The sequence below is a fragment of the Hydrotalea lipotrueae genome (genome assembly GCF_019249625.1).
Lineage (GTDB): Bacteria > Bacteroidota > Bacteroidia > Chitinophagales > Chitinophagaceae > Hydrotalea > Hydrotalea flava.
This window is the reverse complement of the sequence record NZ_JAESDL010000017.1, coordinates 35,465-50,874: the sequence shown is the minus strand read 5'-3', so window position 1 is coordinate 50,874 and position 15,410 is coordinate 35,465. Positions and strand designations below refer to the sequence as shown.

The window sequence follows — 15,410 nt, the reverse complement described above, 5'->3', positions numbered from 1 at the left end:
TAGATATTCTGTAACTCTAACGCAAAAACTATTTTTTTATTGGCTCTGAACATTCGAATAATCGTGCCAGAGTTTATAAAAATTCGTAACCAATATCATTTCTGTAATACATTCCATCAAACGAAATAGCAGATAATGTTTGTTTGGAAAGCCTTACTGCTTCCTGCAGTAGAGGGGCTAATGCTGTTACTGCCAAAACCCTACCCCCGCTGGTAACAATTTGGTTGTTATCTAAACAGGTGCCTGCATGAAATACCATTACATCTGCTCTTTTAGGCATTGTATCCAAACCATGAATGGGTTTGTTTTTTTCATAGGCTTCCGGATAACCGCCACTAACGGCAACAATGGTAGCTGCAGCGCGTTCATCTACATTAATATTTACATCGGCTAATGTGCCATTGTGCATAGCTGCAAACAGGGCTACCAAATCGGTTTGTAACCTGGGTATTACTACTTCAGTTTCCGGATCGCCCATACGGCAATTGTATTCAATTACATAGGGTTTATTACCAACTTTCATTAATCCAAAGAAAATAAAGCCGTTGTATTCCAATTGTTCTTCCTGTAATCCTTTTATAGTGGGCTGAATAATGGTGGTTTCTACTTCTTGCATAAATGCATCATTGGCAAACGGAACCGGACTAATACAGCCCATGCCGCCGGTGTTTAAACCGGTATCACCTTCTCCAATTCTTTTATAATCTTTTGCATGGCCAATTATCTGATAATCTGTGCCATTGGTTAATACAAAAACACTCAGCTCAATACCGGTCAAAAATTCCTCTATTACAACTTTTTTTGAGGCTTCTCCAAATTGCGCATGTTGAATCATGTTTTCGTAAACAGAGAGAGCTGTTGCATGGTCTTCGCAAATTACAACACCCTTTCCGGCAGCCAGTCCATCGGCTTTTAATACAATGGGTAAGCTATGTTGTTGAATATATGCTTTACCTGCTTCAAAGTTGGTTGCAGTAAAACTGGCGTATGCAGCAGTTGGAATGTTGTGCCTTTGCATAAACAGTTTTGAAAATGCTTTGCTACCCTCAAGTTGTGCTGCATTTTTGGAAGGGCCTACTAAAATACCATCCCAGTATTTGATTCCTTCCTTATTGGTTTCCTGCATAAAATCGTAGATCCCGTTTACCAAAGGTTCTTCGGGGCCAACCACCAGCAAGCCTATTGTTTGTTCTACACAAAAATTTCTGATACTGTTAAAATCGTTGAGGGATAAAGATACATTGGAGCCGTATTGTTGTGTACCTGTATTGCCGGGTGCAATAAATAAAGCATCGCAATGATAACTTTCCGATAATTTTTTGGCCAGTGCGTGTTCACGACCTCCGCTACCTAAAAGAAGTATTTTCATTAGAATTTGTTTGTTGATATGATGCGAATCAGTTCAATGGTTTTTGATGAAAAAAACAGAAAAACCGGCAGATTGGGGTTTATTAAAAAATGTAACCTGTTTTCCGGATGGCTGCGAAATTAGCGCCTTATTTTTAACTGAAAATATTAGTTTGGGTATTGGAAGGCATAAAATAAAAAGCAGTACTTCAAACAGACTGCTTTTTTAATGTTATTGAGTTGGGTTACCCTGCTGAAGCTGCATCTTCCAAAACATAGTTTTTTTCGGGCAGCATTTTGGCTATTAACATATATACAATCAAAAACCCTGATAAAATTGCCACAAATAACCAAAAATAACTGGCACCTGTAAATTTGGCAAAAATACCTCCGCTTGCAATGCTGCTGTTTACAAATGCAGTGAATAAATTACCTACGGCAACAGTTAATAACCAAATAGCACTCATGGTACTTTTCATTGATTTGGGTGAGTTGGTATAAGCGTACTCCAATCCGGTGATAGAAACCATTACTTCCGATGCAGAAAGTATGGCATAGGCCAAAATTTGCCACCAAACACTGGGGTACCCGCCATGATCAATAGCTGTTTGAATGAGCGCTATAATAATAAATGATGCACCGGTTAAAAATAAACCTGCCCCAATTTTTCTGAGTGGTGTTACCTTAATACCCAGTTTTTCAACCAATGGATAAATGCCATAAGTAAAAATGGGTATCATCATTAATAGAAATAACGGATTTACTGTTTGTATTTGTTCGGGTAAAAAGGTTTTACCAAAAATATTGAGGTTTAATTTTGTTGCTTGTAAAACCCATTCTGAAAGGCTTTGGTCCCACATAGCCCAAAATATGGGTACAAAAGCAAATACCATTAACACCCGGTTTACTGCCTTCACGCCATCAATCGACTCGGCACTGTATTTTTCACCTACTGCTTCCCAAATGGTTTTGCCATTGCGATTACTGAATGCTTTCATTATGTAATACGCCATAATAAACACATAATTTTCTTTTTTAATGCCGGAAGGAGGTACCCTTACATAGTATTTACGGCCTAACCAGAAAATAAGTGTTGCCAGCAACATTAATAAACCCGGTACGCCAAAGGCAACAGATGGGCCAAAAGATTTATACAATACAGGAATGAGCATGGTAGAAAATACAGAACCGGCATTAATACTAAAATAAAACCATCCATACACTTTACTCATCAGGCTTTGGTTCGATTTATCGAACTGATCGCCTACATTGGCCGATACACATGATTTAATACCGCCGGCAGCAACAGCTATAATGACTAATCCGGTACTAAACAATGGAAGGCTATGGGTAGATAAGGCCAGCGTTAAATTACCTATGGAATATAAAATAGATACATAAAAAATAACTAAGTATTTACCAAAAAACCAATCTGCAATAATGCCACCCACTAATGGCATTACATAAGCCAATGAAACAAAAATATGGGTTTGTTCATTGCTTTTGGCTTCAGCAATAGCAGTAAGTACCGGATTGTGTGTGGGGTTAAAAAATTGTGCAACCAGAAAAGTTGCCAAAATAGACCGGATGCCATAAAAACTAAATCGTTCTGCAGCCTCGTTGCCAATGATGAATGGAACGGCTTTGGGCATACGTGGCTTAGGTGCAATCGTTTCTTTTAATTCACTCATAATGCATTTTTAAAGTTTTAAAGATATTGGAATTATGTATTTCTGTTTCAAAAAATTGTAAATTAATGGTGGAATGTTGCACTGGTTAAAATTTACTACCTCATTTATATTGTTTTTACTGGCTTATATGGCATTTACGCATACAGGCTGGTGGTGCCTGACTGCACTGATATATGCCTGGCTGCTGATTCCGCTTATTGAATTATTAAGCAGCCCAGATATCACGAATCTTTCAGAGTCGGAGGAAAAGGCTGCAAAAAATGATTTTCATTATGATGCGGTTTTGTATGTGGCAGTAGTGTTGCATATTTTATTATTCATTGTTTTTTTAGGTAGTATGCAAACAATAGGATTGCCTTTTACCACTGTTATAGCTCGAATTGCAACCATGGGCTTATTATGCAGCACATTTGGTATTAATATGGCGCATGAGTTGGGGCATTGGCAAAAAAAGTATGAACAGCACTGGCAAAAATTGCTCTGTTAACCAGTTTGTATATGCATTTTTTTATAGAGCATAACCATGGGCACCATAAATGGGTGGCAACACCAAAAGATCCGAGTAGTGCGCCTTTGCATTTATCGGTATATGGTTTCTGGGTTAGAAGTGTAACCGGCACATATCAAAATGCCTGGAGAATAGCCAATAAAAGTATTCAGCAACAAGGCCTCCCTGTTGTGCATTACAGGAATGAAATGATACAAATGCAATTCATTCAAATAATATGGATGGCAGGCATTTGGTATTGGATAGACTGGTTAATTACCTGTTATTATATAGCAGCCACAGTAATTGGGTTTTTGTTGTTAGAAACCGTGAATTATATTGAACATTATGGATTGCAGCGAAAAAAATGGCTGATGATAAATATGAACGAGTTATGCCCCGGCATAGTTGGAACAGCAACCATGTTATAGGGCACTTAATGTTGTTTGAATTAAGCAGGCATAGTGTTATTATTATTGGGCATCCAGAAAATATCAGTTATTAAGGCATCAGCCAACATTGCCGCAAATGCCTACCGGCTATCCTGGCATGATGATGCTGAATTTTTTCCCACTTTGGTTTTATATGTGCATCGGCAAATGGCTTGATGCCTTCATAAAGAATACTGCCTGGTTGAACGGTGTTAAAGACGTTTTCGTTTTGTTTTGAAACGCAGATTATAATTTTCCTCTTTTTATTTCATCTACAACACCAGGATCTAATAATGTAGTGGTATCGCCCAAATTCTCGGTTTCGCCTTCGGCAATTTTTCTGAGAATGCGGCGCATAATTTTACCACTTCTGGTTTTCGGTAAGCCACTTACAAACTGAATTTTATCTGGTTTGGCAATGGCACCAATAATGCGGGTAACGGTTTGCAAAATATCTTTTCTTACCAAATCGCCGGTGCCATGTGTATCCTGACCATGTGAACCTTGATAAATGACAAAAGCATAAATGCCTTGCCCTTTTACATCATGTGGGTAACCTACCACGGCACTCTCTACCACGCCGGCATGCATGTTAATGGCATTTTCTACTTCAGCAGTACCAATTCGGTGCCCGCTTACGTTGAGTACATCATCCACTCTTCCGGTGATGCGATACATACCTTCTTTGTTTCGCATAGCACCATCACCGGTAAAATACATGCCGGGGTAAGTGGCAAAATAATTGGTTCGACAACGTTCATGATCGCCATAAGTGGTTCTTAAAATACCAGGCCAGGGTGCTTTAATACAAAGATTGCCTGATACAGTTGCGGCATCACCCTGTTCAATTTCTTTACCATTTTCATCTACTAAAGTCATTTGCACACCAGGTAATGGCAAGGTAGCCCATCCGGGTTTGGATGGTGTAATACCGGCAATGTTTGAAATTAAAATACCTCCGGTTTCTGTTTGCCACCAGGTATCAACAATGGGGCATTTTCTCTTTCCAATATGTTCATGATACCAATGCCAGGCTTCTTCGTTAATGGGTTCACCAACCGTACCCAATACCTGTAACGAAGATAGGTTTTTGCCTGCCAGCGGCCCTAAACCAAAACCCATTAAACTTCTGATGGCAGTAGGTGCGGTGTACAAAATATTTACTTTGTATTTGTCTACAATATCCCAAAAACGACCGGCATCGGGCCAGGTAGGTATGCCTTCAAACATTAGCGTGGTGGCACCGGCAGATAATGGTCCGTAAACAATGTAGCTATGCCCGGTAATCCAGCCAATATCTGCCGTGCAAAAATGTATTTGTCCCGGTTGGTATTGAAAAACATTTACAAAACTGTAATTGGTGTATACCATGTATCCGCCACAGGTATGCACAACACCTTTTGGTTTGCCGGTTGAGCCGGAAGTGTATAAAATAAATAAGGGGTCTTCTGCATCCATTTCTTCGGCTACAAAATCTGTTAGCCCCAAGGTTTCTATTTTTTTAATTTCCTCTTCCCACCAAACATCACGCCCTTTTATCATAGAAACCGGTGTTCTCGTGCGTGTACAAACAATTACCCTTTGTACGGTTTTATTGCCAATTAAAGCATCATCAATTACACTTTTTAAAGGAATGTCTTTGGCACCTCTAAAAGCGCCGTCGCAGGTAATAATGTAAGTTGCTTTTGCGTCTTCTAACCGGTCGGAAATACTTTGGGCCGAAAAGCCACCAAATATTACTGAATGTATGGCGCCAATTCGGGCACAGGCTAAAACTGCAATGGCTAATTCAGGAATCATGCCCATGTAAATACAAACCCTATCACCTTTTTTAACGCCATTATTTTTGAGTACATGCGCAAATAAACAAACTTTTTCATGCAATTTTTTATAGGTAAGTACCCGGTGGTGTTCGTCAGGGTCATTGGGTTCCCAAATAATGGCCGGCATATTGCCCATTTTTTCTAAATGTCGGTCTAAACAGTTTTCTGTAATATTGAGTTTGCCGCCTTTAAACCATTCAATTTTTGGTTCTGTAAAATTCCACTCTAAAGTTTTATCCCACTTTTTACGCCAGGTAAAATTTTCTGCAATGTTATTCCAGAAAGCTTCCGGATTTTCAACACTGTTTTTGTAATCGGATTGATACTGTGCTACAGTTTTAATTTGATAAGGATACGACATGGCAATCAATGTTTTGGCAATAAAATTAAGATTATTGGTTGGCATGCAGTGATGGGCATGTTGTTTTTTGTTGCAAAATGCAAAGGTTTGCGCCATAATGGTAACATGGTTTTCTGCTTTCCATCATTTTTTAGGATAGTTTAATTTAAATGGTAAGCATCAAAAATAAACACAAGTCTGTCTTTGCATTATTATTTCAGGACAAGACACAATATGTTTCGTAGCTGTCGGGTATTTTTCTTTTAACATTTTCTATTCATTGCAAAATAATTTTAATGAAGTAAAAGTGATTGCCCAAAAACAATTCAAATTTATTTTGCTCAATTTCCCTGTTGAGATTGGTGTGGTAATCTGGTTTAGGTTCTACAAACCATCGATTTAATAGCCAATGTTATTTCAATTACTTTCTGTTTGAACAGATGAAAATATGAGGTTATTTTATGTTTTTATTGCAATCTGCTTAGGTTTAAAGTAGTACTTTCGGGCAAATTAGCAACACATGTCGGTAGAAGTGCAACATTTACTGAAACAGTATGGTACACAATTGGCAGTAAACGATATAAGTTTTAAGCTGAATAAAGGAGAAATTACCGGTTTTCTCGGGCCAAATGGTGCCGGTAAAAGTACCACCATGAAAATGATAACCGGCTATTTAAAGTCTGATGCCGGAACCGTTTTAGTGAATGGAATAGATGTGCAAAGGAATCCAATTGACGTAAAAAAAATGATTGGATATTTGCCCGAGTCAAATGCATTGTACTATGAAATGTATGTGAGTGAATACCTTTATTTTGTTGCTGGCATTAAAAAAATAGATCAAAAATGGAAGCACATAAAAAACGTAATTGCCCTTACTGGTCTGGAACTTGAAAAAAATAAAAAAATAGGGCAGCTTTCAAAAGGATACAAACAAAGGGTAGGTCTTGCTGCAGCATTAATTAATCAGCCTAAAGTACTTATTTTAGATGAGCCAATCAGTGGGTTAGATCCCAATCAAATTGTTGAAATTAGAAATGTTATTAAACAGCAGGGAAGTGATAAAACGGTATTGTTTTCTTCCCATACTTTACAGGAAGTGAATGCAGTATGCGATCGGGTTATGATTATTCATAAAGGACAAATAGTAGCCAATGATTCGTTGCAAAATTTACAACATCAAAAAAATGAAGTGGTAACTGTTATTGTAAGTTTTCGGGAGCAGTATTTAACTCCAGAGCAATTAAAATTCAATTTTGTTGATCGTGTAGAAATGATAACGCCGGGTAATTTTAAATTACATACCAAACAAGAGCAATTGGTAAGAAAAAACCTGCTGGCTTTTGCCTTACAGGAAAATTTGAATATACTTTCTCTACAAACGGAACAAAAATCGCTGGAAGAAGTATTTCGCCAGCTAACACTTGGTAGTTAAATATATCAGAAAAAATTCCACAGATAAATTAATTTCGCATCCAATAAATTAAAAATAAGCAACCATGAGTTACATTGTAGAAGTACATGCCCGCCAAATATTAGATAGTCGCGGTAACCCAACGATTGAAGTAGATGTTTTAACCGATGAAGGTATCATGGGCCGTGCAGCAGTACCCAGTGGTGCCAGCACCGGTGTACATGAAGCCGTTGAATTGCGGGATAATGATAAAAAAGTTTATCAGGGAAAAGGTGTTTTACAGGCTGTAAAAAATGTAAACGATACAATAGCAGAAGCAGTAGTGGGTTATGATGTTGCCCAACAAGTGGCCATTGATGAGGCGATGATTGAATTAGATGGCACGCCCAACAAAGCTAAATTAGGTGCCAACGCAATTTTAGCAGTTAGTATGGCTGTTGCAAAAACTGCTGCCGAAGAAGCAGGATTGCCCTTATATCGCTACATAGGTGGTACCAATGCAAAAACATTGCCCATTCCTATGATGAATATTTTAAACGGTGGTGCACACGCCGATAATAAAATAGATTTTCAGGAATTTATGGTAATGCCTATTGGCGCCCCATCTTTTAGTGAAGGATTGCGCTGGGGTGTTGAGGTTTTTCACGCATTAAAATCAGTATTAAAGAAAAAAGGTTACAGTACCAATGTGGGCGATGAAGGTGGTTTTGCACCTAATATTCAAAGCAATGAAGAAGCCATTGATACTGTAATGGCGGCAATTAGCGCTGCCGGGTTCAAAGCCGGAACACAGATGGCCATTGCCATGGATCCTGCAGTAAGTGAAATGTTTAATGCCGATAAAAAAGTATATCATTTTCATAAATCAGATGGCAAAGAACTTTCCATTGAAAAAATGGTAGATTATTGGGCTAACTGGGCAAAAAATTATCCCATTGTTTCTATTGAAGATGGTATGGCTGAAGACGACTGGGATGGCTGGAAATTATTAACACAAACATTGGGCAGTAAAATACAATTGGTGGGCGATGATTTGTTTGTTACCAACGTAAACCGTTTACAAAGAGGTATTGATGAGCATATTGCCAATGCATTATTGGTGAAAGTAAATCAAATTGGATCAATTACTGAAACAATTAATGCCGTTACTTTGGCGCAGCACAATGGTTATAATACTATCATGAGTCATAGAAGCGGTGAAACTGAAGATGTAACCATTGCCGATTTAGCTGTTGCATTAGGTTGCGGACAAATTAAAACCGGCTCCGCTTCCCGTACAGATAGAATTGCCAAATACAACCAGCTGCTTAGAATTGAGGAAGAACTGGGTTCAACAGCCATCTTCCCGACCGGTAAAATTAAGTTTGCTAAGTAGTGATATTTAATTACTTATTGAATGAAAGAAGAAGGCATGGCAACATGTTTTCTTCTTTTTTTATGCTTTTTTCAATAAAACAGCAAATATTCCGTTTAATAAAAAAAATAACTTTCAACTCAAGTAATTTTGGCATGAGGCTGCTCAAATCAATTTGAAATATTCTTTTGTGTTCTTGATATGAATCAATCAGTTGAAAAAAAATGTTACACTACAATGCATTTGGTTGTTTAAAAGGTTGAAATAAAAATGTTCTCTTACGCATGAAAAAAATTCCCTCATTTTTTTACAATAAGTATGTGCTGGTCACCGCATTTTTTGTGGTTTGGATGCTATTTATTGATCAGCGCGATGTTTTTTATGTATTGCAGCAAAAACATCAATTACAATCACTGCAATTAAAAAAACAATACTATGAGCAGCAAATTAAACTGGTACAAATAGATTTAGATAATTTACAGCATAATCCCGCCGCAATTGAAAAATTTGCCCGTGAAAAATATCTGATGAAAAAGCCCAATGAAGATGTTTTTATTGTGGAAGGCGATGTTTTCCACAATTAATGCACTACTGCAATAATTGAAATAAAAGCTCGTTTAACTGAGGTCGTCTTGTTTGATTAAAAAATGAAACAACAAATCACCAATAACACTGCAAAAAATATCCGGTAACAATGAAATCATTTACAGAAGAAGCACTATTATTATACCTTTATCAGGAAACCGATAAAAATCTAACTAAAGAAATTGAAGCAGCATTAGAAGAAGATATTCATTTGCAAGAAAGACTGAAAGTACTGCAACGCAGCATCAAACAATTAGAACGGTTAAAAAAACAATCAAAACATCCCCGCGAAGAGTCTGTGAACAGTATTTTGGCGTATGCTAAAAAATTGGCTAAAAAATAACGTATTTTTAGTTTGCTATTTTTCAAAAACACATGTTATGAAATCATTTTTATTGGTATTGGTGCTTTGCACCACAGGTTACTTTGCAGTAGCTCAATCGCACGGTACAGTAAGTGAACATGAAGTAATTAAAAGTAATATTCTGCATAAAGATGTAGCGTATGCAGTGTACCTTCCTTTCGATTATACTACTTCAAACCGCAATTATCCTGTTGTTTATTTATTGCATGGGTATACTGATGATCAAACCGGTTGGTTGCAGTTTGGTGAAATAAACCGTTATGCAGATAATGCTATTGCCCATGGTATCATTCCTCCTATGATTATTATTATGCCGAATGCTGACTCAAGCTGGTATATTAATTCATTTGATGGGAATGAAAATTATGAAGACTTTTTTATAAAAGAGTTGATGCCCACAGTTGAAAAAAAATACCGTATTAAAGCTGAAAAAAAATTCAGAGGTATTGCTGGACTATCGATGGGTGGTTATGGCACTTTAATATACGCTATGAAATATCCCGATTTGTTTGCAGCAGCAGCCCCACTCAGTGCCGCCGTTTTTACCGACGATGAGATGGTAAATATGCCACAAAAAAGCTGGGATATAACATTTGCCAGATTATATGGTAATAACTTAACAGGTAAACAGCGTTTAAATAATGCCTGGTATCAAAATTCTATTTTAAAAATGGTAGAGAATACACCGGCAGATAGTTTGAAAAAAGTACGTTACTGGATTGATTGCGGCGATGATGATTTCTTAACAAGAGGAAACTGCATGCTGCATATTGCATTAACCGATAAAAAAATTCCACACGAATATAGGGTGCGTGATGGGGCGCATAACTGGACATACTGGCGCACCGGAATTACAGATGCACTTCAGTTTATTGGAAACAGCTTTCACCAGTTTTAGCCACTTTTCTTTGTTGTATTCTATTTGAAGCAGGTGTATGACCAAAAAAGAACGTTATAAAATTGTATTAGATTATTTTGAACGTAGCATACCCAATGCGCAAACAGAACTAATATACCATAATCCGTTCCAACTGCTGGTTGCTGTTATTCTTTCTGCACAATGCACTGATGTTCGGGTTAATCAAACCACACCGGCTATTTTTAAAAGGTATCCTAACGTGGATGCATTGGCGAAAGCTACATTTGAAGAATTATTACCATTAATAAAAAGTATATCTTATCCCAACAATAAAACCAAACATTTAATAGGCATGGCCAATATGCTCATTCAAAAGTTTGGGGGCGAGGTACCCATGACGGTGAATGAATTGGTTCAATTACCCGGAGTAGGCCGCAAAACAGCCAATGTAATTACCAGTGTTATTGATCAGCAACCCAATATGGCGGTAGATACACATGTTTTTAGGGTAAGTGCCCGTTTGGGTTTAACTACAAAAGCTACTACGCCCTTAGCAGCCGAAAAGCAATTGGTTCAATACATACCCGAAACATTGGTGCACAAAGCACATCATTGGCTTATTTTGCATGGGCGATATACCTGTTTGGCACGCAATCCTAAATGCAGTGCATGTGGTTTAACCGAAATATGTTTGTATTATAAAAAACAAATGAAAAGTAAAACCTTAAAAACAACCGCATAGCTTACTGATTGGCCATTTTTGCAGAGTTTTCTGCCAATTGCAGTGCTTCAATAAATTCATCTATTTCGCCATTCATTACTGCATCTAAATTATATGAAGTTAATCCAATTCTGTGGTCGGTAACCCTTCCCTGCGGCCAGTTGTAGGTGCGAATTTTTGCACTTCTGTCGCCGGTGCTTACCAAAGTTTTTCTTTGCCGGGCAATTTCTTCTTCCTGTTTACGCACCTGTTCTTCATACAATTTTGTACGCAGCATTTGCATAGCTTTTTCGCGATTGCCTAACTGTGTTCGCTCTGTTTGGCATACCACCACTGTTCCGGTGGGTATATGGGTTAAAAATACCTTGGTTTCTACTTTGTTTACATTTTGTCCGCCGGCACCTCCACTTCTGGCAGTTTCCATTTTAACATCACTTTCTTTCAACTCAAAATCAACTTCTTCTGCTTCCGGTATCACTGCAACAGTAGCCGCCGAAGTATGCACACGGCCCTGCGTTTCAGTAGCGGGTACACGTTGAACACGGTGTACACCACTTTCAAATTTTAAAGTTCCATACACATCTTCGCCGGTTACTTCTACCACAACTTCTTTGTAGCCACCTGCTGTGCCCTCACTTTCACTCACAATAGCCGTTTTCCAACCCTTTTTGGCACAATAACGTAAATACATTCCTAATAAATCGCCTGCAAAAAGGCTCGCTTCATCGCCACCGGTACCGGCTCTAATTTCCAAAATGGCATTTTTATCATCCTGCGGATCTTTCGGAATTAATAATTGGGTTAATATTTTTTCTAATGAATCTTTCTTCATTTCTAATTCCGGTAATTCCATTTTGGCCAGGTCTTTCATCTCCTCATCGTTGCTATTCAGGTTTTCTTTTACAAATTGATAGTCGTTGAGTACCTTTTTGTATTCCTCAAATGGTTGTACAATTTTCTCTAAGGAACGGTATTCCTTGCTAAGTTTTCCAAACTCTGCCTGGTTATTAATAATCTCCGGGTTGGTCAGTGCAACACCTACCTGGTCAAATCGCGCTTTAATGGCTTCTAGTTTATCCAGCATATCCACAAAAAATTTTGAGTTGGCAAAAGTACTGCTTTGCAGTAAGATTAAGTTTCCTTAATTTCAATCACCCCAAAACAGCACACATGAGAAAATTAATTTGGCTTTTTATTGTTCTTTTCCCCGTTGCACTAACAGCCCAAACTGCTGATATACTTATAAAAAATGGGAAAATTATCAATGGAACAGGTAATAATTGGTTTTATGGTGATGTGGCTGTTGTGAACAATAAAATTGCAGCGGTAGGTAATCTCTCTGCCTGGAAAAGCGCCAAAGTAATCGATGCCGCCGGAATGATAGTAGCACCTGGTTTTATAGATGTACACACGCATATTGAAGGCGATGAAGTCCGAAATCCTACAGCAGATAATTTTATTTATGATGGAGTAACCACGGTAATAACGGGTAATTGTGGCCTTTCTAAAGTAGATATTGGAAATTATTTTAAGTGGTTAGATAGCTTGCATCTTTCTATTAACATTGCATCATTAGTAGGGCATAATGATATACGGAAAGCCGTAATGGGCACTGCCCGAAGAGCGCCCACTGAAGCTGAAATGTTGCAGATGGAAGCTATTACCCGAAAAGCAATGCAGGATGGAGCAGTAGGTTTGTCAACCGGCTTAATTTATATTCCCGGCACCTATGCTGCTACCGATGAAGTGGTGGCTCTAACAAAAATTGCTGCAGCCTATCATGGTGTATATGCCACCCATATGCGTGATGAAGGTGATAGTGTAGTACAAGCCATTCAGGAGGCATTGCATATTGGAACAGTTGCAGGACTGCCTGTTGAAATTTCGCACTTTAAATTAAGTGGCCAGCAAAACTGGAGAAGAAGTAAAGAAACACTTGCTTTAATAATAGATGCCAGAAAAAAAGGGATTGATGTTACCATTGATCAATATCCTTATACCGCCAGTAGTACCAATTTAGGAACATTGTTACCTGATTGGGTATTGGCAGATGGCAAAGATTCAATTAATGCCCGATTGAATAATCCTGTTATCCGTGAACAGGTAATTGCTTATATGCTACAACGCTTAAGTAAGCGAAAATTAAAGCATTTCAGTTACCCGGTAGTAGCCAATTATGCTTTTGATACTGCTTTTAATGGGAAAAGTATCGAAACAATAAACCTGTTAAAAGGCCGAAAACATACGGCCAAAGCTGAAGCTGAAACCGTTTTAGAAATGATGCAGCACGGTGGTGCAGGAATGGTTTTTCATGGCATGAGTGAAACAGATGTACAATACATTATGCAGTATCCTTTCTGCATGTTTGGGTGCGATGCTGGTATCAGGGTTTTTGGCGAAGGGGTGCCACATCCCCGAGGCTATGGCAGTAATGCTAAAATTTTAGGAAAGTATGTTCGTGAGGAACATTTGTTTTCTTTGGAACAAGCCATCCGGCGCATGACCAGTCTGCCAGCTCAAAAATTTCACTTACAAAACAGAGGATTATTATTGCCGGGGTATGCGGCAGATATTGTAGTGTTTAATCCGGATACAGTAACCGATAAAGCTACCTATGAAAAACCACACCAGTATTCAGAAGGGTTTAAATATGTGGTAGTGAATGGAACCATTACATTGAAAAATGGGCAGCATACCGGCGCACGAAATGGTATTACACTAAAAAATAGTGCATCATTTTAATGGTTTCATAAAGGAGGAGTACCATTTTGAAAATAGCTTGTTGTATTGCATTAATTATAAACATTCATATATGAAAATATTTTTTACCCTAATCGCTTTGTGTTTTGCTATCAGCTTATCTGCACAACGTTACCAACGCATTACACAGCAGGCTATTTTAGTAGATACCCACAATGATATTTTAACCGCCTGTATTGAAAAGAAGGTATCGTTAGATCAAGACTTGAAAGGTATTACCATGTCTGATTTAAAAAGATTTAAACAGGGTGGAGTAGATGTACAATTTTTTTCTGTGTGGTGTGATAGTGACCAACGGAACCCATTTGACTTTGCGAATCGTGAAATGGATACATTGTATGCCGTGGCTGAACGAAACCCTGATAAAATGGCTATCGTAAAAAATTATAGCCAGTTAATGCAGGCGGTAAAAGCACATAAACTGGCAGCATTATTTGGCGTAGAAGGTGGACACATGATTGAAAATGATGTATCCAAACTCGATAGCCTGTACAAAAGAGGTGCCCGCTATTTAACACTCACCTGGAATAATTCAAACCCCTGGGCAAGTTCGGCAATGGATGAAACCCTTCACCCCGATGCATTGCAACAAAAAGGACTGTCTGATTTTGGAAAAAAATTAGTACAACACATGAATCAATTGGGAATGATGATTGATGTATCGCATGTAGGTGAACAAACTTTTTGGGATGTAATGCATGCCACAACCAAACCTGTAATTGCTTCGCACAGTGATGTTTATGCGCTTTGTCCGGTTTTTCGAAATTTAAAAGATGATCAGATAAAAGCGATTGGTAAAAATGGAGGTGTTGTACAATTGAATTTTTATTCCGGATTTTTAGACAGCACTTTTATGCAAAAACAAAAACTGTTTGGTGTGCACCATCGCCATGAATTAGATTCAATGATTCATGCAGGAACACAACAAGATTATGCCCTAATCATTTTATTTGAAAAATATGCAGCAGAAGTAAATAGCTGGCGGCCTCCATTATCCTTACTGCTCGATCATTTGGATTATGTGGTACATTTAATTGGTGTAGACCATGTTGGCATTGGATCTGATTTTGATGGCATTAACGCTGCACCGCAGCAATTAAATGATGTTACAAATTATGCGCTCATTACCAAAGGTTTATTGCAAAGAGGATACAGTAAAAAAGATATCAATAAAATTTTAGGCGGTAATTTGTTACGTGTTTTCAAACAAAACGAAAATTAAAAATAAAAGTATTGT

General features: G+C 38.0%; 15 protein-coding genes. 11 read left to right on the top strand and 4 right to left on the bottom strand.

What is annotated here, in order from left to right; translation table 11 throughout:
• Positions 1–73: 73 nt before the first annotated feature.
• A complete protein-coding gene (gene purD, locus JK139_RS10775; RefSeq protein ID WP_218331281.1) occupies positions 74–1,369 on the bottom strand; it encodes a phosphoribosylamine--glycine ligase in 1,296 nt (431 codons plus the stop codon).
• A 46-nt stretch (positions 1,370–1,415) separates the two neighbouring features.
• On the opposite strand from purD, the gene JK139_RS10770 reads away from it, so the two are divergent.
• Positions 1,416–1,577 (top strand): hypothetical protein, encoded by a 162-nt coding sequence (locus JK139_RS10770; RefSeq protein WP_218331280.1) that lies wholly within the window; start codon positions 1,416–1,418, stop codon positions 1,575–1,577.
• Between the two features lie 15 nt (positions 1,578–1,592).
• Here JK139_RS10770 and JK139_RS10765 read toward each other — a convergent pair whose 3' ends face one another.
• On the bottom strand, positions 1,593–3,038 hold the full coding sequence (locus JK139_RS10765; RefSeq protein WP_218331279.1) for a POT family MFS transporter: 1,446 nt from the start codon (positions 3,036–3,038) through the stop codon (positions 1,593–1,595).
• A 73-nt stretch (positions 3,039–3,111) separates the two neighbouring features.
• Here JK139_RS10765 and JK139_RS10760 point away from each other — a divergent pair, with 73 nt between their 5' ends.
• A complete protein-coding gene (locus JK139_RS10760) occupies positions 3,112–3,525 on the top strand; it encodes a fatty acid desaturase family protein (RefSeq protein ID WP_218331278.1) in 414 nt (137 codons plus the stop codon).
• 11 nt (positions 3,526–3,536) lie between these two features.
• A complete protein-coding gene (locus JK139_RS10755) occupies positions 3,537–3,956 on the top strand; it encodes a fatty acid desaturase (RefSeq protein ID WP_218331277.1) in 420 nt (139 codons plus the stop codon).
• Between the two features lie 246 nt (positions 3,957–4,202).
• On the opposite strand, the gene acs is transcribed toward JK139_RS10755, so the two are convergent.
• On the bottom strand, positions 4,203–6,236 hold the full coding sequence (acs, locus tag JK139_RS10750) for an acetate--CoA ligase (RefSeq protein ID WP_228733206.1): 2,034 nt from the start codon (positions 6,234–6,236) through the stop codon (positions 4,203–4,205).
• 403 nt (positions 6,237–6,639) lie between these two features.
• Between acs and JK139_RS10745 the strand changes: the two genes are divergently transcribed.
• The 6 genes from JK139_RS10745 (at position 6,640) to nth (ending at position 11,434) form a co-directional block, all read left to right on the top strand.
• Positions 6,640–7,551 (top strand): ATP-binding cassette domain-containing protein, encoded by a 912-nt coding sequence (locus JK139_RS10745; RefSeq protein WP_218331276.1) that lies wholly within the window; start codon positions 6,640–6,642, stop codon positions 7,549–7,551.
• A gap of 64 nt (positions 7,552–7,615) precedes the next feature.
• Entirely contained in the window at positions 7,616–8,905 is a 1,290-nt protein-coding gene (gene eno / locus JK139_RS10740) for a phosphopyruvate hydratase (RefSeq protein ID WP_218331275.1), read from the top strand.
• A 263-nt stretch (positions 8,906–9,168) separates the two neighbouring features.
• Complete coding sequence (locus JK139_RS10735; protein ID WP_074418599.1) at positions 9,169–9,468, top strand: FtsB family cell division protein; 300 nt, start codon at positions 9,169–9,171, stop codon at positions 9,466–9,468.
• Between the two features lie 110 nt (positions 9,469–9,578).
• Complete coding sequence (locus JK139_RS10730) at positions 9,579–9,812, top strand: hypothetical protein (protein ID WP_074418598.1); 234 nt, start codon at positions 9,579–9,581, stop codon at positions 9,810–9,812.
• A 37-nt stretch (positions 9,813–9,849) separates the two neighbouring features.
• Positions 9,850–10,731, top strand: coding sequence for an alpha/beta hydrolase (locus tag JK139_RS10725; RefSeq protein ID WP_074418597.1), 882 nt, complete (start codon positions 9,850–9,852; stop codon positions 10,729–10,731).
• 37 nt (positions 10,732–10,768) lie between these two features.
• Positions 10,769–11,434, top strand: a complete 666-nt coding sequence (gene nth / locus JK139_RS10720; RefSeq protein WP_218331274.1) for an endonuclease III — start codon at positions 10,769–10,771, stop codon at positions 11,432–11,434.
• A 1-nt stretch (position 11,435) separates the two neighbouring features.
• Here nth and prfA read toward each other — a convergent pair whose 3' ends face one another.
• Positions 11,436–12,497 carry a peptide chain release factor 1 gene (prfA, locus tag JK139_RS10715; protein ID WP_218331273.1) on the bottom strand — a complete coding sequence of 354 codons (1,062 nt, stop codon included), beginning with the start codon at positions 12,495–12,497 and terminating at the stop codon, positions 11,436–11,438.
• Positions 12,498–12,583: 86 nt separating this feature from the next.
• Between prfA and JK139_RS10710 the strand changes: the two genes are divergently transcribed.
• A complete protein-coding gene (locus JK139_RS10710) occupies positions 12,584–14,155 on the top strand; it encodes an N-acyl-D-amino-acid deacylase family protein (RefSeq protein ID WP_074418652.1) in 1,572 nt (523 codons plus the stop codon).
• A gap of 70 nt (positions 14,156–14,225) precedes the next feature.
• Positions 14,226–15,395 carry a dipeptidase gene (locus JK139_RS10705; protein ID WP_218331272.1) on the top strand — a complete coding sequence of 390 codons (1,170 nt, stop codon included), beginning with the start codon at positions 14,226–14,228 and terminating at the stop codon, positions 15,393–15,395.
• Positions 15,396–15,410 lie beyond the last annotated feature (15 nt).